Source organism: Marinobacter sp. DUT-3, assembly GCF_050379435.1.
Classification (GTDB): domain Bacteria; phylum Pseudomonadota; class Gammaproteobacteria; order Pseudomonadales; family Oleiphilaceae; genus Marinobacter.
The window spans coordinates 33,023-51,238 of sequence record NZ_JBNRMG010000015.1 but is presented as its reverse complement, the minus strand read 5'-3'; the positions used below and the strand labels follow the sequence as shown (position 1 = coordinate 51,238).

Below are 18,216 nucleotides of genomic sequence, written 5' to 3'. Positions count from 1 at the left end.
GATTGGAAAAGCCTTTCCAAAAATTTCGGAGGCCATGGATGGCCGGAGAGAAGCGCACATGGATGTGCTCGTAGCGGTTTTTGGAAAGGCTTTTCCAATCTTGCCCCAGCACCAATCAAAGAAGTCTGGGGCAGTAGATTAAACCTCCTCCAAAGCCAAAAGCGCCTCACTAAGCTTGGTCACCGGCATCACCGTCATCCCCTCGACAGGCTTGCGAGGCACGTTGGCCTTGGGCACCAGTGCCCGGGTAAACCCGTGCTTGGAGGCCTCGTAGATCCGCTCCTGGCCGCTGGGTACCGGCCGAATCTCCCCGGACAGGCCGACTTCCCCGAAAATCACCAGATCCTGGGGCAGGGCGCGGTCGCGGAAGGACGAGACGATCGCCGCCAGCAGGGCCAGGTCAGCGCTGGTCTCGTTGACCTTGACGCCGCCGACCACGTTGACGAAGACATCCTGATCCGACACATGCATCCCGCCGTGGCGATGCAGCACCGCCAGCAACATCGCCAGCCGGTTCTGATCCAGACCGACGGCAACGCGCCGCGGATAGCCACCCTGGGCCATGTCCACCAGCGCCTGGATTTCCACCAGCATGGGCCGGGTGCCTTCCCAGACCACCATCACCACACTGCCGGGTGCAGCCTCCTCACCACGATTGAGGAAAATCGCGCTGGGGTTTTTCACTTCCTTCAGGCCCTGCTCCAGCATGGCAAATACGCCCAGCTCATTCACCGCGCCAAAACGGTTCTTGATGCCCCGCAGGGTGCGGTAGCGGCTGTCGCTGGACCCTTCCAGCAGGATGGAACAGTCGATCATGTGCTCCAGCACCTTCGGGCCGGCGAGGCTGCCGTCCTTGGTGACGTGGCCAACAAGGAACAGAATGGTGCCGGTCTGCTTGGCAAAGCGGGTCAGGTAGGCCGCGCTTTCGCGCACCTGGGAAACGCTGCCCGGAGCGGATTCAGTTTCGGCGACGTGCATCACCTGAATACTGTCCACCACCAGAATCCTCGGTTTCTCGGCCTCCGCCACCTGCATGACCCGCTCGACGCTGGTTTCCGACAGCATTTTCAGGTCTTTGGTGGGCAACCCCAGGCGCTTGGCGCGCATGGCCACCTGTTGCAGGGATTCCTCACCTGTTACATACAGAGCGGGAACGCTTGCGGCCAGATGGCAGACGGCCTGAAGCAGCAGGGTACTCTTGCCGGCGCCGGGGTGACCGCCCATCAGAACGGCAGAGCCCGCTACCAGGCCGCCACCCAGCACCCGGTCAAACTCCTGCATGCCGGAGCTGATGCGTGGCTGTTCGGCCAGGCTGACATCGTCCAGGCTCTGGACTTCTGACAGACTGCCGGCAAAGCCCTCGAAGCGGGCACCGCGGGCGCCTTTGGCATTGCTGCTGACGCCGCGTACTTCGCTGATGGTGTTCCAGGCCTGGCAGGCCGTGCACTGGCCCTGCCATTTGGAATAGTCTGCACCGCATTCGGTGCAGACGTAGGCGGTTTTGGGTTTTGCCATCAGGCCAGCTTCTTGTACTTCATGCGCTGGGGCTGCATGGCGGAATCCCCCTTACGCTTCTTGAAGTCCTCATCGTACTCCGTGAAGTTACCTTCGAAGTACACCACTTCTCCGTCGTCCTCGAACGCCAGGATGTGGCTGGCTACACGGTCCAGGAACCAGCGATCGTGCGAGATCACCAGGGCAGAGCCCGGGAAGTTGAGCAGGGCTTCCTCCAGGGCGCGCAGGGTTTCCACATCCAGGTCGTTGGTCGGTTCGTCAAGCAGCAGCACGTTGCCGCCTTCTTTGAGGAGCTTGGCCAGGTGCAGGCGGTTACGCTCACCACCGGACAGGTCGCCAACCCGTTTCTGCTGGTCACTGCCCTTGAAGTTGAAGCGTCCCACGTAAGCCCGGGACGGGGTCTCGTAGTTGCCAACCTTGATAATATCGTTGCCGTCGGAAAGCTCTTCCCACACGGTTTTGCTGCCATCCAGGTCGCGCATCTGGTCCACGTAGGCCAGTTCCACGGTCTCGCCCAAGGTAATGTCGCCGGAGTCGGGCTTGTCGTAGCCCGCAACCATCTTGAACAGTGTGGATTTGCCGGCGCCGTTGCCACCGATAATCCCCACAATGGCTCCGGGCGGTACGCTGAAGGACACGTCTTCGTACAGCAGGCGGTCACCGAAGGACTTGCTGATGCCGTCCACTTCGATCACCTTGTTGCCCAGGCGTGGTCCCGGCGGAATGTACAGCTCGTTGGTTTCATTGCGCTTCTGGAATTCCTGGGAGCTCATCTCCTCAAAGCGGGCCAGGCGGGCCTTGCTCTTGGACTGACGGCCCTTGGCGTTGCTGCGCACCCATTCCAGTTCCTGCTTGATGGCTTTCTGATGGGAGGCTTCCTGCTTGGACTCCATCTCCAGACGCTTTTCCTTGTTCTCCAGCCACTGACTGTAGTTGCCTTCAAACGGAATGCCCTGGCCGCGGTCCAGTTCCAGGATCCAGCCGGCGACGTTGTCGAGGAAGTAGCGATCGTGGGTGATGGCAACCACGGTGCCTTCGTAGTCGTGCAGGAAGCGCTCGAGCCAGGCCACGGATTCCGCATCCAGGTGGTTGGTGGGCTCATCCAGCAGCAACATGTCCGGGCCGGACAGCAGCAGGCGGCACAGGGCCACCCGGCGGCGTTCACCGCCGGACAGCACGCTTACTTTCTGATCCCACGGCGGGAGGCGCAATGCGTCGGCGGCGACTTCCATCTTGCGTTCGATGTCATGGCCGTCGGTGGCCTGAATGTAGGCTTCCAGTTCGCCCTGCTTCTTGGCGAGGGCATCAAAATCCGCATCCGGTTCGGCATAGGCGGCGTAAACCTGATCCAGTTCTGCCAATGCGTCGTGGACGCCAGAGACTGACTCATCGACGATTTCCTTGACGGTTTTCTCTTCGTCCAGCTCCGGCTCCTGGGGCAGGTAGCCCACATTGATGCCGGGTTGGGGGCGGGCCTCGCCGATGTAATCCTGGTCGATGCCCGCCATAATGCGGAGCAGGGTGGACTTACCGGCACCGTTGAGACCGAGTACGCCAATCTTGGCGCCCGGGAAGAAGCTCAGGGAAATGTCCTTGAGGATTTCACGCTTGGGCGGAACCACCTTGCCCACGCGGTTCATGGTGTATACGTACTGGGCCATAACTGGCTGTGTCCTCTGTTGTATTCGGAGGTAAATAAAGGGAATGATCAGATTAGCCCCGTAAGGTAGCGAAACCCGCAGGCTATGGCAATTGCGGGAAATCGATGGCCGGAAGCGGGAAGGGGGCGAAAATTGCGGTGTGACGGTTTCTGCGGAGGGGCCGCAGGCGCTATAAAGGATGATTTTTTACCCATTTGTAAGATAGAATAGCCGCCCAAATTTTTCGGGCAGCTAAGCACACAGGGGCAGCGCATCCATGTTTAATCGTGATATGAAAATCGCCGGCTTTGACGACGAACTCTGGAACGCCATGCAGGCGGAAGAAAAGCGTCAGGAAGCTCACATCGAGCTGATTGCGTCAGAAAACTACACCAGCCCGCGGGTGATGGAAGCTCAGGGCAGTGTGCTCACCAACAAGTACGCCGAGGGCTACCCCGGTAAGCGCTACTACGGTGGCTGTGAGTTTGTCGACATTGCTGAAGACCTGGCAATTAACCGCGCCAAGGAGTTGTTCGGCGCTGCCTACGCCAACGTGCAGCCGCATTCGGGTTCCCAGGCCAATTCCGCAGTATTCATGGCGCTGCTGAAGCCCGGCGACACTGTGCTGGGCATGAGCCTCGCCCACGGCGGTCACCTGACTCATGGCGCCAGCGTGAACTTCTCCGGCAAGATCTACAATGCCGTCCAGTATGGTATCAACAACGATACCGGCCTGATCGACTACGATGAGGTTGAAGCCTTGGCGGTTGAGCACAAGCCGAAGATGATCATTGCAGGCTTTTCTGCTTACTCCCAGGAACTGGATTTTGCCCGTTTCCGCGAGATTGCGGACAAAGTGGGTGCTTACCTGTTTGTCGACATGGCTCACGTTGCCGGTCTGGTGGCTGCTGGCGTCTACCCGGACCCAGTTCCCCACGCCCACGTGGTTGCGACGACTACCCACAAGACCCTGCGCGGCCCACGCGGTGGCCTGATTCTGGCCTGCGACGATGCCGATCTGCAGAAAAAACTGAACTCCGCGGTTTTCCCGGGCGGCCAGGGCGGCCCGCTGATGCATGTGATCGCTGGCAAGGCTGTGTGCTTTAAAGAAGCCATGAGCGACGAGTTCAAAGCGTATCAGCAACAAGTTGTGAAGAACGCATCGGCCATGGCGGAAGTATTTATTGAGCGCGGTTACGATGTGGTTTCCGGTGGCACTAAAAACCACCTGTTCCTGGTCAGCCTGATCAAGCAGGACATTACCGGTAAGGATGCGGATGCAGCCCTGGGCCGTGCCCACATCACCGTCAACAAGAACGCGGTTCCCAATGATCCTCGCTCTCCGTTTGTGACTTCCGGTCTGCGTATCGGCACGCCGGCGGTGACCACCCGTGGTTTCGGCGAGACCGAGTGTCGCGACCTGGCGGGCTGGATGTGTGACATCCTCGACAACCTGGAAGACGACGCCGTGAATAGCCGTGTGCGCGAACAGGTTGAAGCCGTGTGTGCTCGCTTCCCGGTGTACGCGGGCTAAACTTCAGGCTAGGCAGGCCGGGCCGTCCCGTCGACGGCCCGGCTATTCTTTAACCGGTGACTCTTAACCCGGCTATTTTCCGGAGCTCCCGATTATGCACTGTCCGTTCTGTGGTGAAGCAGATACCAAGGTGATTGACTCACGGCTGGTGGCCGAGGGGGATCAGGTGCGTCGTCGCAGGGAGTGTCTGTCCTGCCGTGAGCGGTTCACAACCTTTGAGTCCGCCGAACTGGTGATGCCAAGGGTGGTCAAACAGGATGGCACGCGCCAGCCGTTTGACGAGGAAAAACTGCGTTCCGGCCTGATGAAAGCGCTGGAAAAGCGCCCGGTCAGTATTGAAGAAATCGATGCCGCGTTGAATCGCATCAAGTTCCGGTTGCGCGCCACCGGCGAGCGTGAAGTTAAATCCATGCAGCTCGGCGAGGAAGTCATGACTGAGCTTCGCCAACTGGACAAGGTAGCTTACGTTCGGTTTGCGTCGGTTTACCGGAGCTTCCAGGATATTAACGAATTCAAGGAAGAGATCGAGCGGCTGTCAGCCAATTCCGGCGAGGATCCGGTGGATGTGGCCAAGGTTCTGGCCGGTAACCACTCCTCCAAGGGCAAGGCATGATAGACGCCCAGGATATTGCGTTCATGGCCCGGGCGGTGCAACTGGCCTGGCGTGGGCGCTATTCGACACATCCGAATCCACGGGTGGGCTGTGTTATTGCCCGGGGCGGCAAGATCCTGGGGGAAGGCTGGCATGAGCGCGCCGGCGAGGCCCACGCTGAAATTCGCGCGCTGAGTCAGGCGGGCCCGGCGGCGCGGGGCGCAACGGCCTATGTGACTCTGGAACCGTGTAGTCACTTCGGCCGAACGCCTCCCTGTGCCAAGGCGTTGATTGAGGCCGGTGTCGCTCACGTATTTGCGGCCACCAAGGATCCCAATCCTTCCGTGTCCGGCCGGGGGCTGGACATGCTTCGGGAGGCCGGTATCCGGGTCACCGAAGGGATGATGGCGGACGAAGCGGCCCGGCTTAACCCCGGCTTTATGAAACGAATGAATTCCGGCCGGCCTTTTGTGCGGTTGAAGATGGCGGCCAGCCTGGATGGGCGTACGGCGATGGCTTCGGGTGAAAGCCAGTGGATTACCGGCCCGGACGCGCGCCGGGACGTACAGCGTCTGCGTGCCATCAGCGATGCAGTGCTGACTGGTGTTGGTACGGTGCTCGCCGACGATCCATCACTGACGGTCCGGCGCGAGGAGCTGGGGGACATTGGCGATGCCACCGAACCATCCCGTATGCCGCTGAGGGTGATCGCAGACCGTGATGCCCGCACACCATGTGGCGCAAACATTCTTCAGGGCGGGAATGTTCAAGTGTACTGTGCGTCCCCCACGTTGGCGACCGCGCCGGCCCAGGATCTTGCCGCGCTGGGAGTTAGTCTGACCGGGGTTGCCTGGAAGGATAATGGCGTCGATGTTGGTGAGCTGCTCGATTCCCTCGGCGAGTTGGGGATCAACGAATTACTGGTGGAAGCCGGGCCAACCCTGGCCGGTACCTTTATTGACGAACGCCTGGTGGATGAGCTCTGGCTGTACCAGGCTCCGGTGTTTTTGGGCAGCACGGGGCGGCCAACAGCCCACCTGCCACTGGACTCCATGGCGGATAAAGTACAATGGAAGGTGCTGGATCGCCGTCAGGTGGGTGAGGATCAGCGTCTGATCCTGGCGCCACGGTAACTCATACAATTCACGGTTTGTTGGTTGAGAGCTCTCGTTGGTTGAGGGCTCAGCTTCGGCAAACTGAAAGGGTGCAAAATACCTATGGCACTGAACAGCATAGAAGAGATCATTGAAGATATTCGTCAGGGCAAAATGGTGATCCTGATGGACGATGAGGACCGCGAAAATGAAGGCGACCTGGTGATGGCGGCTGAGCATTGCACGCCGGAAGCCATTAACTTCATGGCCCGTTTTGGTCGCGGTCTCATCTGCATGCCGATGACTCGTACCCGCTGCGAGCAGCTCGGGCTGCCGTTGATGGTTCAGCGGAATGCTTCCGGGTTCGGAACCAAATTTACCCTGTCCATTGAGGCGACCGAGGGCGTGACTACCGGTATTTCCGCTGCGGACCGGGCGCGTACCGTACAGGCCGCGGTGGCGAAGAATGCCAAGGCGTCCGATCTCGTTCAGCCAGGCCATATCTTCCCGCTGATGGCAGACCCCGGCGGTGTCCTGAGCCGCGCCGGCCATACCGAGGCGTCCTGTGACCTCGCTTCGCTGGCCGATTGCGAGCCGGCGGGTGTGATCTGCGAGATTATGAACGACGATGGCTCCATGGCCCGCCGTGAAGATCTCGAAAGATTCGCGGAACAGCATGATCTGAAAATTGGCACCATTGCCGATCTGATTCACTACCGTACGTTGAACGAGCGCACGATCGAGTGTGTTGAGAAATACGATCTGGACACGGAATACGGTGTATTCAACTTGCGGACTTATCGGGACAATATCCAGGGCTCGACACACCTGGCTATGGTCATGGGGGATATTAAACCTGATGAGCCTGTGCTGGTACGCGTACACATTACCGACACGCTGCGGGACCTGTTGGGTGCCCGTCGTGCCGATTCCCGCAGCTGGCCACTGCATCACGCCCTGGAAAAAGTGGCCGAGGACGGCCGGGGTGTGGTGGTTCTGCTGAACAGCGCCGAGGACAGCTATAATCTGGAAGACCGGATTCACGAGTTCTTCGGGGAGGAGCAGGCCGCTGCCGCAAAGGGCAGTTCCGGTGTTTACTTCACAGTGGGTACCGGTTCCCAGATCCTCAAAGACATTGGCGTGGGAAAAATGCGCCTGCTGAGTCCGCCGATCAAGTTTTCCGCGATTTCCGGTTTCGATCTGGAAGTGGAAGAATACGTACCCTATACCCCCGAATGATGAACCCGGCAGCGCTGATGTTCAGCGTTGCCCGTTAAGGAGCCTTTCATGGCAGATATCAAAGTAATTGAAGGCGACTTCACCCACTGCAGCGGCCGGTATGCCCTGGTGGTTGGTCGCTTTAACGGATTTGTGGTGGAAAGCCTGGTGGAGGGCGCTGTTGATACCCTGCGTCGTCACGGCATCGCTGACACCGACATTACCATCGTCCGTGTTCCCGGCGCCTACGAAATGCCGCTGGCCGTCAAGCGGGTGGCCGAAACCGGTGATCACGACGCGATCATTGCCCTCGGCGCGGTCATCCGTGGTGGCACCCCGCACTTTGATTATGTTGCTGGCGAAGCTTCCAGCGGTCTGGGTGCGGTCAGCCTGGAAACCGATGTACCGGTAACCTTCGGTGTGTTAACGGTGGATTCTATTGAGCAGGCCATTGAGCGCTCCGGCACCAAAGCTGGAAACAAGGGCGCGGAAGCCGCTATTACGGCCCTGGAAATGGTTAGCCTGTTCAAGAAGCTGGGTGAGTGATGAGCGCAACTGAAGACACCTCCCCGCAGCCGGGCGCCTCCGGGCAACCGAAAGCCGGTGACCGTCGCCGTGCCCGTGCCCTGGCCATGCAGGGACTTTATCAGCGCCATTTCAGCAAGAGCGCGATATCGGATATCGAATCCGAGTTCCTGGTCGACAACGACATGACCAAGGTGGATACCCTCTATTTCCGGGACTTGTTGCGCGGGGTTCACCGTGAGCAGGCCGAACTTGACCGGTTGCTGGAGCCGTTCCTCGACCGTCCCCTCAACGAAGTGGACCCGGTGGAATTGGCCATTGTCCGCCTTGGTGCCTATGAGCTGAAGCATCGCCTCGATGTGCCCTATAAGGTGGTCATCAACGAAGGCATTGAAATGGCTAAAAAGTTCGGGGGCACGGAAGGGCACAAGTTTGTAAACAGCATCCTCGACAAACTCAGTCGTCGCCTGCGGCTGGCTGAGACCCGCCCGCGCTAACGAATGGGTGAATTCGAGCTGATACGCCGCTATTTCAGCCCTCTCACCGGGCAGAGTCGCGCAGCCTCGTTGGTGCTTGGTCCGGGGGATGACTGTGCCATCGAGCGTGTCGCCTCTGGTAACGAGCTCGTTTTTTCCGTGGACACTCTGGTTGAGGGGGTTCACTTTCCCGCGGGTTATAACCCCGAACATCTTGGTTGGCGATCGCTGGCTGTGGCTGCCAGCGATCTGGCGGCCATGGGCGCACAACCTGTTTGCTTTACCCTGGCACTGACGTTGCCGGAAGCCTCGCCGGAATGGCTGGAGCGCTTTTCCCGCGGGCTTTCCCGGGCGTCCCGGGCCTTTGGCCTGGAGTTGGCGGGAGGCGATACGACCCGGGGACCGCTGACGCTCACCCTGCAGGTGCACGGTGAAGTGCCTGCAGGCGGCGCGATATTGCGTTCCGGTGCCGCCGAGGATGACTATCTGTGTGTGTCGGGAGTCCTTGGGGAAGCGGGCGCTGCACTGGACTATCTCGATACGGTGTCCCCGTCAGAGGATGAGCAGACGGTGCTGGAGCGATACCACGCTCCGGTGCCCAGGCTGGATCTGGGGATGGCCTTGCAAGGGGTGGCCAGCGCCGCCATCGATATCTCGGATGGCCTGTTGGCCGACCTTGGCCATATCCTGAAGGCCTCCGGTGTCGGGGCGCAGCTGGATTCTCAGTCGGTGCCTGTGTCCTCTGCGGTGACTCGCCTGAAAGGCGAGGAAGAAGCGCTCAGGCTCGCCCTGGAAGCCGGTGATGATTATGAGCTTTGCGTCGCGGTTCCCCGGGACGCATGGAGTAGCCTGCCAGACACGGTACGGGCGCAAATGACCATAATTGGTAAGGTAGTGCCCGGGAGTGGCATTACCGGTATTGAGGCTGCCCCGGTGGCTGGCGGATACGACCATTTCGGGAGTAAGTCATGAGTAATGATAACGATCTGCAGGAGCCTGAGTTTGCCGGGGCGCTGCTACCTCCCGGTTTTCTGCGTGATCCGGTGCACCTGCTGGCTTTTGGTTTTGGTAGTGGGGCGGCGCCACGGGCGCCCGGGACCTGGGGCAGCCTTGCGGCAATCCCGCTGTGGTTTGCCATTGCCTGGCTACCGCTCACGGCATATTGGGTTGTGGTTGCGATCGCCTTTATTGTGGGTATCTGGCTGTGTGGCAAGACAGCCCGTGACCTTAAAGTGCACGATCATGGCGGCATTGTCTGGGATGAATTTGTCGGCATGTGGATCGCCCTGGCGTTAATCCCTGACAATATATACGGGGTGTTGATGGCCTTTGCGTTGTTCCGGCTGTTTGATGTGGTCAAGCCCTGGCCCATTAGCTGGATTGACCGGCGAGCGCCTGGCGGCCTGGGCATCATGGTGGATGACGTGGTGGCGGGGTTTATGGCGCTGGGGTGCCTGTTTGCCATTGACCGGTGGTTGATGCCGATCATTGTCTGAACCGCTCAGCGGATGAGCCTTGCAGCCCGCTTCCTGTGAGTCAGTGTATCTGCTGCTGTTGCTCTTCGGGCAGCAACCGGACCACGTGCAGGAAACGTTTCAGGCCGATCTCCGCGCGGTCGCGGGTGGCGAACGGGCCGCTGTCGAAACCTTCCCTGGTAGTGAAGTACCATTTGCTTCCCACACAGAAAAAGCGGCTGCTGCGAAACGGTGCGGGCCCTTCTTCTCCGAGCCGACGTTGAGTGTCCATGGTGTCTCCTGTGCCCTGTCTTTTTTCTGGTTTTCGGGCTTCGTATTCCATTGGTCGGTTGTTTAAAATTAAATCAATTCTGGACGAATTCAACCGTTTTTTACGGGTTGTACGTCCTGAGTCTCATTCCGGGGTCTCCGCTGCGGGAATGGGAGCAGGAAACCTGGCTTTACCGTCTTGCCCTTGTCATTTGCACTCGTCAGAATGCCAGCAGATTGAACTCTTACACCACAAGGACTTTACATGAGTATTTATCACGTTTTGCGAGTTTTCAAGATGGCTGTGTCTCCGACATCCATCGGGCGCTTTTTTGCGTTCATTGTTGCGGCTGTATTCCTGGCAGGGTGTAGCTCAACCATGACCCGCGTTCAGACCTGGGACGGGGACGCTGCTGAGGGCGGCACGGCCCTGTTGGAAGCGCCTGGTGAAATCCGGGTGGCCAAGGTCAACGGTCGCAACATGGGTAACTTCCTCATGGATGATCTGGCACTGAATTACGATCTTCTGCCCGGCGAAAACCAGGTGGTGTTCAGTTACAAGACCATCTGGGCCAAGGCGGGTGTCGTGCGAAATGGCGAGTCAAAGGTTCACGTCGTACAGACAGAGCCTCACGCAGTCACTTTCACCGCCCAGGCTGGTGAAACCTACCGTTTCGATTTTGATAAGCCGGATTCCCGCCGGGAGGCGGAGGCATTACGTGAAGATTTCTCCGGTGTCATTGTGAACGAGGCTGGCGAAGAAGTGGCGCGCTTTGAGCCGTGGGATGGTGAATCTGTCGTTGCCGCTTCACCGGCACGCACGCCTGTTTCCGGTGATGCCTCTGCAACGGCCGACGCAGTCGATGGCAATACTCTCGAGCAACTGAAAGCGCTTTGGCACAAGGCCAGTGAAGAAGAAAAACGTACCTTTCTGCGGTGGGCGTTTGAATAAGCTCTGAGGCCAACCGCTTCCGTCAGCGCCGGAAGCGGTGAAGTGTTTTTTTCAGTAATCCTTCCAGCAGGGTCAGGGCCTCATCGGTGAGGGTCTGACCGTTCTCTGCCTGATCGTCCAGTTCCTCTTCCGATTCGGTCAGCGTGGCCGCTGCGTTCTCGATGGCAGTCAGGCTGTCCTCCAGTAACGGTTTCAGGGACTCACCGTCAGCGACCACATCCGGGCACAGAGTGAAGTTGATGGTCAGTCGTCCCTCATAGCTGACCGCTACAATCACCAGTCCCATGCTGTCAAACAGGGGGGAGGTGTTGTACTGCCGGACCAGGCGAGCCCCCTGAAGATACAGCGGCACCTGTGGTCCGGGTACGTTGGTGATGGGCAGGTTGAAGACCGGTTGATAGCGTTGTGCAATCTGTAACTCGGAATAGAGCCTGGCAGACAGGGCCAACATGGTGGATGGCAGTAACTCGGTGAGCCGGTCTGCAGCAATGGCCTCCCGGTATGGCTCCGATGCGACCGCGTTCCGGTGGATCTTGCGGATTCGGCGCGCGGGGTTGGGTTCGTTGGTGGCCAGGTCCAGCAGCATGGCCGACATCTGGTTGCCCGTTGCCATGCGCAAGCTGTTCGAGCGAACGGAGATCGGCGTCATGGCGACCAGGGATTTGTCCGGGTCGCCATCGTGGTTGACCTGATAGCGCCGGAGCGCTTCCGCGCACAACCCCAGCACCACGTCGTTCAGAGTGACGTTACCCAGGCTGGCCTTGATAGCCTTGAGGCGTGACAGATCGAGATCGGCGGCCACGATCTGCCGGTTGGCTGTGATCTGGCGATTGAAGGCGCTGTGGGGTGCCGAAAACAGGGGGAATGGCAGTGGCAGTTTGCGCATCTGGTTGTGAATCAGCCCCCGCGCGGTAACTTCTGCCGCGCTGATGGCCAGTGACGTGACCTGCAGGGGTTTGCGCAGCAGGTTGGCGCCCGTCTGCACAATGATTCTTTCCTCAGATGGCGCCGGTTTTGGGTGCCAGGGCCTGGGCTGTGGGATAGGTCTCGCCTGCGGCGTATATTCCAGTAGCTTGCCCATGATTTCCTCGCCACTGAAGGCGTCAATCGCCGCGTGATGGAGTTTGACGATCAGGGCGAACCCGTTGAGGCCGTCGTCATCCTCAGCGGCTGGAAAGCCGTCCACGAAGGTGATGTGCCAAAGTGGACGATCCCGTTTCAGCGGTTCCTCAAGGATCTTGGAGGCCAGCTCCATCAGGCCATGAGCACGCCCGTGCTCACCCAGGTTTACGTAAGCGAGGTGACGCTCAATGCTGAAATCGGGATCGTCAACCCAGTAGGGGCGACCGAGACGAAATGGAATTTTCTTCAGGCGCTGGCGAAATACCGGGACAACATGGAGGCGGCTGCGGAGATAGGCAACAAAGGTACTGAAGGCCAGGGGGGTGTCGCTACCGCGGCCATCGAACAGATAGATGCCCCCGATGTGCATGGGCGCCGTTTCCGACTCCAGGTAAAGAAAAGAGGCATCCAGTTCCGACAGCTGCCGCATGTTTGAACTCCGTTCGGCGTTGGTTTGCCGGCAGTATAAACGAGTTGCGCCGGATTCCGTTGGCTGTTTTGCCTGTTCCGCCCACGCCTCGGCGGCCACGTTGAACTCCCGGCTAGGTTTCAAGCCAGGAGGTCAGCTCCTCTGACTGGCTCAGGTAGTCCCAGAACCACATCAGGGCCTTGCCCTGATCTTCCGCGTGTCGTGCCAGGTGGAGCATGATGGGTTGGCGAACGTCGTGGACATCAAGTGCAATAAGCTGGCCTTCCCTTAGTTGCGAGCGAATCCTCGATTCCGGCAACCAGCCGACCCCCAGGCCCGCCTGTTGCACAGCGATCTTCTGGTCAATGTTGGCCACTGTGATGGTGCGCTGTCGCCGGAAGATGCCGGCGTGCCCCGGTGGCAGCGAGCGGGAGGTGTCCGCCGCGACCGCAGCCGGGTAGTGGGCAATGTCCTCTTCGGTCAACGGCTGGGGTACGGATGCGAGTGGGTGGTCGGGGGCAACGGCGTACACAAAGTTCATCCTGCCGAGTGCCTTGGTAGTAAAGGTGCCGGCTGGTTTGCTGAGCTGGTCGGCACCCACAATCAGGTCGACGCGGCGGCTTTGCAGTGCGTCCCAGGAGCCGGCAAAGACTTCCTCAATGATCTGCACTTCCACGGGAATGTCCAGGTCGTTGAATGTCTTTATGGCTGGAAACAGGCATTCCGCCGGGAGCAGGGAGTTGAAACCGATGCGCAGCCGGGTCTCCCAGCCCTGGGCCACCTGTTTGGTGGTGTGCGCCAGGTTCTCTGCCGCCTCCAGGAGGGTTCGACCTTCTTCCAGCAGGTAGCGTCCCGCCGGCGTCAGGGTAGCGCGATGGCCGCTACGGTCGTAGATGGCAATGTTCAGGTCTTCCTCGAGCTTTTGCACCGTGTAACTGATGGCGGAGGGAACCCGGAACAGTTCCCCGGCAGCGCCGGCGAAACTGCCTTTGCGGTCGATGGCATCGAGGACTTTGAGTGCGTCTATGGTGATGGCTGTATGCATGTTCGAATTATCTGAGGTAGTTGGCCAGAAATGCTTGTTTGAGAGGGTAGCAGGCTGACCGTTATTCTTCTTCAAATATTATCGGGTTCTGGAGAGGTAAATATTATGGGTCTTTTGGTTGACGGCAAATGGCACGATCAGTGGTATGACACCGGCAAGACCGGTGGCAAGTTTGAGCGGGAGGCCGCCCGGTTTCGCAACTGGGTAACGGCGGATGGATTGCCCGGTCCGGAAGGTGAGGGTGGTTTCAGGGCGGAGTCGGGTCGATACCACCTGTACGTATCCATGGCCTGCCCCTGGGCGCATCGCACCTTGATCTTCAGGAAGCTGAAGGGGCTGGAGAAGCATATCTCCGTGTCGGTGGTTCATCCGGACATGGTAGAGAATGGGTGGGAGTTCCGGCCTGGCGATGAGCAGCACAGGGATCATCTGCACGATTTCGAATTCCTGCGTCAGGTTTACACCCGTGCAGCGCCGGATTATTCCGGGCGGGTGACGGTGCCGACATTGTGGGACAAGGAAAAGCAGACCATTGTCAGCAACGAATCAGCCGAGATCATCCGGATGTTCAATTCCGCGTTTGATGGTCTTGATGGCGTGCGTGAGGAACTGGATTTCTACCCTGAACCTCTGCGAGGGGAGATAGAGGAGGTGAATGCCCGGGTGTATGACACCGTCAACAATGGTGTCTACAAGGCCGGGTTTGCCACCGCTCAGGATAAATACGAAGAGGCTTATGGTGCGCTGTTTGACTCACTCGACTGGCTGGAGGCGCGGTTGGCAAAACAGCGTTACCTGGTCGGAGGGCAACTGACCGAAGCGGACTGGCGTTTGTTCACGACGCTGATCCGGTTTGACGCGGTGTACTACAGCCACTTCAAGTGCAACCGGCAACGCATCGGGGACTTTCCGGCGCTGTCCGCGTATGTCCGGGATCTGTACCAGGTGCCGGGGGTGTCGGAGACGGTCGATATTGGTCAGATCAAACAGCACTACTACGTGAGCCAGCGTACCATCAACCCGACCCAGATTGTCCCTGTAGGGCCGCAGCTGGATTTTGAGACGCCCCACGGCAGAGAGCTCTTGAAGTGAGTCGCCAGAGTTGGTGCCAAAAGTAGAGGCTTCGATTCGGCGTGGGATGTCGGAATACGCGCCGCTAGGCGGCGCTAATCCGACAATCTTCTGTTCAAGGGAGGCTAGCTGACCCGGGCAACCGCAACTTCAGTCAGCAGCGCCAGGGCTTCTTTATAGTCGGATTCGGGAAGAATAGTGAGGCAGCCCGCCGCCAGGGCGGCCTGTTCCCTGGCTTTCGCCATGGTGTACTCCAGGGCGCCGGAGCTGTCGACGATCTGCAGGATGGCCGGCAGGTCATCCAGGCCGCCCTTGCGGATGGCCTGACGAATCAGTTGGCGTTCGTCCTCCACCCCTTTTTCCATGGCGTGGATCAGGGGCAGGGTGGTCTTGCCCTCGGCCAGGTCGTCGCCCACGTTCTTGCCCATGGCTTCGGCATCGCCACGGTAGTCCAGCACGTCGTCCACCAGCTGGAACGCCAGTCCCAGGTGTTTGCCGTAGTCCTTCAGGGCGTTTTCCTGGCGTTCATCGGCGCCGGCCAGCAAGGCGCCGGTGTGAGAAGCAGCCTCAAACAGCATGGCGGTCTTGTTGTGGATGACCTCCATATACTGCGCTTCGCTGAGATCCGGATTCTTTACGTTCATTAATTGCATCACCTCACCTTCGGCGATCACCGCTGTGGCGTGTGACAGCACGTCCATGATGCGCAGGCTTTGCAGTTCCACCATCATCTCGAATGCGCGGGCATAGAGGAAATCACCTACCAGCACGCTGGGTGCATTTCCCCACCGGGCGTTGGCGGTGCTGCGGCCCCGGCGCATGTCGGATGTGTCTACAACATCATCATGGAGCAGGGTGGCGGTGTGCAGGAATTCGATGACGGCGGCCAGTTTGAGATGGTCGTCCTTGTCATAACCCGCAGCCTGGCTGGATAGCAGGACCAGGAGTGGTCTCAGTCTTTTCCCGCCACTTTCAATAATATAGTGGGCTATTTTCTCCACCAGCGGGACGTCGGAAGAAAGCCGTTTGATGATCAGGTCGTTCACGCGGCTGAAATCATCCGCCACGGTGTCGTAGATGCGCTGGGCTGTCATGCGGCTTGTGGATCCCTTTCTGGTGTTTTCGTTGATGCTTCTGTCGATACTATTTGTTGATAATAAATAGGGCAGGAAGCGGCAATGCTAGGTACTGGGGCTTTCAGTGTCAACTTGGCTTGTATTACGGGGGCGGTTTTCGTACAATCACGCGCCCAACTCATCCCAACCTGCGCTCCCTGCTATAGGGTTGCCGAAGCGCTTCCCTTAGAACCAGGTGGATAAGAGCAGGGATGGGTCAATCGCGGAGAACGTTAATGTACGCAGTTATTGTTAGCGGTGGTAAGCAGCACCGTGTAAAAGAAGGCGAGACTCTGAAGCTGGAAAAGCTGGAAGTGGAAACCGGCGGTAACGTCGAGTTTGACCGCGTTCTGCTGATCGCCGATGGTGACAAGGTTCAGGTTGGCGCGCCGGTTGTTGATGGTGCCAAGGTGACAGCGGAAGTGGTAAACCACGGCCGTCACGACAAGATCCAGATCATCAAGTTCCGTCGTCGTAAGCATTCCATGAAGCGTCAGGGCCACCGTCAGTGGTTCACTGAAGTCAAGATCACGGGTATCCAGGGCTAAGACCCTCGAGTAACCCCTTAAATAAGGAGGCTTGTAATGGCTCATAAAAAGGCAGCAGGTAGTACCCGTAACGGTCGCGATTCCGAGTCGAAACGACTTGGTGTGAAGCGTTTCGGTGGTGAGACTGTTTCTGCAGGCAGCATCATCATTCGTCAGCGTGGCACTCGTTTCCACGCTGGTAGCAACGTAGGCATTGGCAAGGACCACACCCTGTTTGCGAAAGCAGACGGCCAGGTGAAGTTCGAAGTCAAAGGCCCGCAGAGCCGTAAGTTCGTGAGCATCGTTTCGGCTGCGTAAGCAGCGGCGATCCGGTTCTGTCGAACCTTGGATTGCTCTGGTGGTATCATCAGGGTAATCCGGAGCCCCGCAAAGCTTCCTAGAGGCTGCGGGGCTTTTTAGTTTATGCGCACAGCGCAAAGGGTAGACCCATGAAATTCGTAGACGAAGCCACCATCATCGTAGAAGCCGGCAAAGGCGGTCACGGCTGCCTCAGTTTCCGGCGAGAAAAGTACGTTCCCAAAGGTGGTCCCGATGGGGGCGATGGCGGGGATGGTGGTTCCGTGTATCTGGAGGCGGATGACGCGCTCAATACGCTCATTGATTACCGTTTCCAGCGCAAACACAAGGCGCAGAACGGTGAGCCGGGGTCCGGCCGGAATTGCACCGGCACCAAGGGTGAAGACCTGGTTCTGCCAGTGCCGGTGGGCACCACGGTTGTCGATATGGATACCCATGAGGTGCTCGGAGATCTGACCCATGCCGGGCAGCGCCTGAAGGTTGCCCAGTGCGGTTTTCACGGTCTTGGCAATACCCGCTTCAAGTCCTCGGTCAACCGCGCTCCGCGCCAGACCACCAAGGGCTCCGAGGGTGAGTTGCGCAACCTGCGCCTGGAGCTCAAGGTGCTGGCGGACGTGGGCCTTCTGGGTATGCCCAACGCGGGCAAGTCCACCTTTATCCGTTCAGTGTCGGCTGCACGGCCCAAGGTTGCGGACTATCCGTTTACCACGCTGGTGCCGAACCTCGGCGTGGTCAGCGTGCAGGCGCATCAGAGTTTTGTGATTGCGGATATTCCCGGCCTGATTGAAGGTGCCGCTGAAGGCGCCGGGCTCGGAATCCGTTTCCTGAAGCATCTGGTGCGAACGCGTCTGCTGTTGCACCTTGTAGACGTGGCTCCCTATGACGGTTCCTCTCCCGCCGAGTCAGCGCGCGCCATTGAGCATGAACTTGAAAAGTTCAGCGAGACCCTGGCTAACCGGGAGCGCTGGCTGGTTCTGAATAAAGTCGACATGGTGGCGGACGAGGATCGGGATGCCCATTGCCAGGCCATTATTGATGAGCTGGAGTGGGAGGGGCCGGTTTTCCGTATTTCCGCATTGAGTGGAGAGGGCACCAAACCGTTGACTCAGGCGGTGATGCGCTGGATTGAGGAGCAGGCCGAAGAAGAGGCTCAGAACCCGGAGTTTGCCGAGCGCGAGGCAGAACGCCGTCGCCAGATGGACGAAGAGGCGCGTGCCCGCATTGCGGCGGAGCGTCAGGCTCGCCGGGCTGCCCGTGAGGACGACGACGATGACGACTTCGACGACGATGATTACGATGTCGAAGTGGTGTACGCCCCCGAATAATTCGATAGACGCAT

General features: G+C 59.1%; 19 protein-coding genes. 13 read left to right on the top strand and 6 right to left on the bottom strand.

Annotated features, from left to right (window positions below):
• Positions 1 to 138 precede the first annotated feature (138 nt).
• Complete coding sequence (gene radA, locus ACQUWM_RS17435) at positions 139 to 1,515, bottom strand: DNA repair protein RadA (RefSeq protein WP_407001233.1); 1,377 nt, start codon at positions 1,513 to 1,515, stop codon at positions 139 to 141.
• On the bottom strand, positions 1,515 to 3,176 hold the full coding sequence (gene ettA / locus ACQUWM_RS17430) for an energy-dependent translational throttle protein EttA (protein WP_407001232.1): 1,662 nt from the start codon (positions 3,174 to 3,176) through the stop codon (positions 1,515 to 1,517). The genes radA and ettA overlap by 1 nt, the downstream gene beginning before the upstream one ends.
• Before the next feature lie 256 nt (positions 3,177 to 3,432).
• On the opposite strand from ettA, the gene glyA reads away from it, so the two are divergent.
• From glyA to ACQUWM_RS17390, 8 genes are all read left to right on the top strand, one after another.
• The gene (gene glyA / locus ACQUWM_RS17425) at positions 3,433 to 4,689 is read left to right on the top strand and encodes a serine hydroxymethyltransferase (RefSeq protein WP_407001231.1); all 1,257 of its coding nucleotides are present in this window, start codon (positions 3,433 to 3,435) and stop codon (positions 4,687 to 4,689) included.
• Positions 4,690 to 4,783: 94 nt separating this feature from the next.
• Positions 4,784 to 5,302: a transcriptional regulator NrdR gene (nrdR, locus tag ACQUWM_RS17420; RefSeq protein WP_012139711.1), complete on the top strand. Its 519-nt coding sequence runs from the start codon at positions 4,784 to 4,786 to the stop codon at positions 5,300 to 5,302.
• Complete coding sequence (gene ribD, locus ACQUWM_RS17415) at positions 5,299 to 6,414, top strand: bifunctional diaminohydroxyphosphoribosylaminopyrimidine deaminase/5-amino-6-(5-phosphoribosylamino)uracil reductase RibD (protein ID WP_407001230.1); 1,116 nt, start codon at positions 5,299 to 5,301, stop codon at positions 6,412 to 6,414. Before nrdR ends, ribD begins: the two co-directional genes overlap by 4 nt.
• 84 nt (positions 6,415 to 6,498) lie before the next feature.
• Positions 6,499 to 7,614 (top strand): bifunctional 3,4-dihydroxy-2-butanone-4-phosphate synthase/GTP cyclohydrolase II, encoded by a 1,116-nt coding sequence (gene ribBA, locus ACQUWM_RS17410; protein ID WP_407001229.1) that lies wholly within the window; start codon positions 6,499 to 6,501, stop codon positions 7,612 to 7,614.
• A 48-nt stretch (positions 7,615 to 7,662) separates the two neighbouring features.
• Positions 7,663 to 8,139 (top strand): 6,7-dimethyl-8-ribityllumazine synthase, encoded by a 477-nt coding sequence (ribH, locus tag ACQUWM_RS17405; RefSeq protein WP_407001228.1) that lies wholly within the window; start codon positions 7,663 to 7,665, stop codon positions 8,137 to 8,139.
• Positions 8,139 to 8,615 (top strand): transcription antitermination factor NusB, encoded by a 477-nt coding sequence (nusB, locus tag ACQUWM_RS17400; protein WP_012139707.1) that lies wholly within the window; start codon positions 8,139 to 8,141, stop codon positions 8,613 to 8,615. The genes ribH and nusB overlap by 1 nt, the downstream gene beginning before the upstream one ends.
• A gap of 3 nt (positions 8,616 to 8,618) precedes the next feature.
• Positions 8,619 to 9,566: a thiamine-phosphate kinase gene (gene thiL / locus ACQUWM_RS17395; RefSeq protein ID WP_428922965.1), complete on the top strand. Its 948-nt coding sequence runs from the start codon at positions 8,619 to 8,621 to the stop codon at positions 9,564 to 9,566.
• Positions 9,563 to 10,090, top strand: a complete 528-nt coding sequence (locus ACQUWM_RS17390; protein ID WP_428922964.1) for a phosphatidylglycerophosphatase A family protein — start codon at positions 9,563 to 9,565, stop codon at positions 10,088 to 10,090. Before thiL ends, ACQUWM_RS17390 begins: the two co-directional genes overlap by 4 nt.
• A 40-nt stretch (positions 10,091 to 10,130) precedes the next feature.
• Here the strand turns inward: ACQUWM_RS17390 and ACQUWM_RS17385 are convergent, their stop codons facing one another.
• Positions 10,131 to 10,340: a DUF6316 family protein gene (locus ACQUWM_RS17385; RefSeq protein ID WP_428922963.1), complete on the bottom strand. Its 210-nt coding sequence runs from the start codon at positions 10,338 to 10,340 to the stop codon at positions 10,131 to 10,133.
• Positions 10,341 to 10,583: 243 nt separating this feature from the next.
• On the opposite strand from ACQUWM_RS17385, the gene ACQUWM_RS17380 reads away from it, so the two are divergent.
• The gene (locus ACQUWM_RS17380) at positions 10,584 to 11,270 is read left to right on the top strand and encodes a DUF2057 family protein (RefSeq protein ID WP_428922962.1); all 687 of its coding nucleotides are present in this window, start codon (positions 10,584 to 10,586) and stop codon (positions 11,268 to 11,270) included.
• A gap of 22 nt (positions 11,271 to 11,292) precedes the next feature.
• Here the strand turns inward: ACQUWM_RS17380 and ACQUWM_RS17375 are convergent, their stop codons facing one another.
• Both ACQUWM_RS17375 and ACQUWM_RS17370 read right to left on the bottom strand, forming a co-directional pair.
• Entirely contained in the window at positions 11,293 to 12,822 is a 1,530-nt protein-coding gene (locus tag ACQUWM_RS17375) for a WS/DGAT/MGAT family O-acyltransferase (RefSeq protein WP_428922961.1), read from the bottom strand.
• A gap of 112 nt (positions 12,823 to 12,934) precedes the next feature.
• Positions 12,935 to 13,846: a LysR substrate-binding domain-containing protein gene (locus ACQUWM_RS17370; protein WP_407001222.1), complete on the bottom strand. Its 912-nt coding sequence runs from the start codon at positions 13,844 to 13,846 to the stop codon at positions 12,935 to 12,937.
• A 105-nt stretch (positions 13,847 to 13,951) separates the two neighbouring features.
• Between ACQUWM_RS17370 and ACQUWM_RS17365 the strand changes: the two genes are divergently transcribed.
• A complete protein-coding gene (locus ACQUWM_RS17365; protein WP_407001221.1) occupies positions 13,952 to 14,938 on the top strand; it encodes a glutathione S-transferase family protein in 987 nt (328 codons plus the stop codon).
• Positions 14,939 to 15,042: 104 nt separating this feature from the next.
• Here the strand turns inward: ACQUWM_RS17365 and ispB are convergent, their stop codons facing one another.
• Entirely contained in the window at positions 15,043 to 16,011 is a 969-nt protein-coding gene (gene ispB / locus ACQUWM_RS17360; RefSeq protein ID WP_428922960.1) for an octaprenyl diphosphate synthase, read from the bottom strand.
• Between the two features lie 257 nt (positions 16,012 to 16,268).
• Here ispB and rplU point away from each other — a divergent pair, with 257 nt between their 5' ends.
• The 3 genes from rplU (at position 16,269) to cgtA (ending at position 18,202) form a co-directional block, all read left to right on the top strand.
• The gene (gene rplU, locus ACQUWM_RS17355; RefSeq protein ID WP_348296915.1) at positions 16,269 to 16,580 is read left to right on the top strand and encodes a 50S ribosomal protein L21; all 312 of its coding nucleotides are present in this window, start codon (positions 16,269 to 16,271) and stop codon (positions 16,578 to 16,580) included.
• Positions 16,581 to 16,616: 36 nt separating this feature from the next.
• Positions 16,617 to 16,877, top strand: a complete 261-nt coding sequence (rpmA, locus tag ACQUWM_RS17350) for a 50S ribosomal protein L27 (RefSeq protein ID WP_407001219.1) — start codon at positions 16,617 to 16,619, stop codon at positions 16,875 to 16,877.
• A 131-nt stretch (positions 16,878 to 17,008) separates the two neighbouring features.
• Positions 17,009 to 18,202 (top strand): Obg family GTPase CgtA, encoded by a 1,194-nt coding sequence (gene cgtA / locus ACQUWM_RS17345; RefSeq protein ID WP_406988096.1) that lies wholly within the window; start codon positions 17,009 to 17,011, stop codon positions 18,200 to 18,202.
• The last annotated feature ends 14 nt before the right edge of the window (positions 18,203 to 18,216 follow it).

Coding starts and splice junctions, on each gene's coding strand:
- radA (WP_407001233.1), bottom strand. CDS start 1,515: ATGGCAAAACCCAAAACCGCCTACGTCTGCACCGAATGCGGTGCAGAC.
- ettA (WP_407001232.1), bottom strand. CDS start 3,176: ATGGCCCAGTACGTATACACCATGAACCGCGTGGGCAAGGTGGTTCCG.
- glyA (WP_407001231.1), top strand. CDS start 3,433: ATGTTTAATCGTGATATGAAAATCGCCGGCTTTGACGACGAACTCTGG.
- nrdR (WP_012139711.1), top strand. CDS start 4,784: ATGCACTGTCCGTTCTGTGGTGAAGCAGATACCAAGGTGATTGACTCA.
- ribD (WP_407001230.1), top strand. CDS start 5,299: ATGATAGACGCCCAGGATATTGCGTTCATGGCCCGGGCGGTGCAACTG.
- ribBA (WP_407001229.1), top strand. CDS start 6,499: ATGGCACTGAACAGCATAGAAGAGATCATTGAAGATATTCGTCAGGGC.
- ribH (WP_407001228.1), top strand. CDS start 7,663: ATGGCAGATATCAAAGTAATTGAAGGCGACTTCACCCACTGCAGCGGC.
- nusB (WP_012139707.1), top strand. CDS start 8,139: ATGAGCGCAACTGAAGACACCTCCCCGCAGCCGGGCGCCTCCGGGCAA.
- thiL (WP_428922965.1), top strand. CDS start 8,619: ATGGGTGAATTCGAGCTGATACGCCGCTATTTCAGCCCTCTCACCGGG.
- ACQUWM_RS17390 (WP_428922964.1), top strand. CDS start 9,563: ATGAGTAATGATAACGATCTGCAGGAGCCTGAGTTTGCCGGGGCGCTG.
- ACQUWM_RS17385 (WP_428922963.1), bottom strand. CDS start 10,340: ATGGACACTCAACGTCGGCTCGGAGAAGAAGGGCCCGCACCGTTTCGC.
- ACQUWM_RS17380 (WP_428922962.1), top strand. CDS start 10,584: ATGAGTATTTATCACGTTTTGCGAGTTTTCAAGATGGCTGTGTCTCCG.
- ACQUWM_RS17375 (WP_428922961.1), bottom strand. CDS start 12,822: ATGCGGCAGCTGTCGGAACTGGATGCCTCTTTTCTTTACCTGGAGTCG.
- ACQUWM_RS17370 (WP_407001222.1), bottom strand. CDS start 13,846: ATGCATACAGCCATCACCATAGACGCACTCAAAGTCCTCGATGCCATC.
- ACQUWM_RS17365 (WP_407001221.1), top strand. CDS start 13,952: ATGGGTCTTTTGGTTGACGGCAAATGGCACGATCAGTGGTATGACACC.
- ispB (WP_428922960.1), bottom strand. CDS start 16,011: ATGACAGCCCAGCGCATCTACGACACCGTGGCGGATGATTTCAGCCGC.
- rplU (WP_348296915.1), top strand. CDS start 16,269: ATGTACGCAGTTATTGTTAGCGGTGGTAAGCAGCACCGTGTAAAAGAA.
- rpmA (WP_407001219.1), top strand. CDS start 16,617: ATGGCTCATAAAAAGGCAGCAGGTAGTACCCGTAACGGTCGCGATTCC.
- cgtA (WP_406988096.1), top strand. CDS start 17,009: ATGAAATTCGTAGACGAAGCCACCATCATCGTAGAAGCCGGCAAAGGC.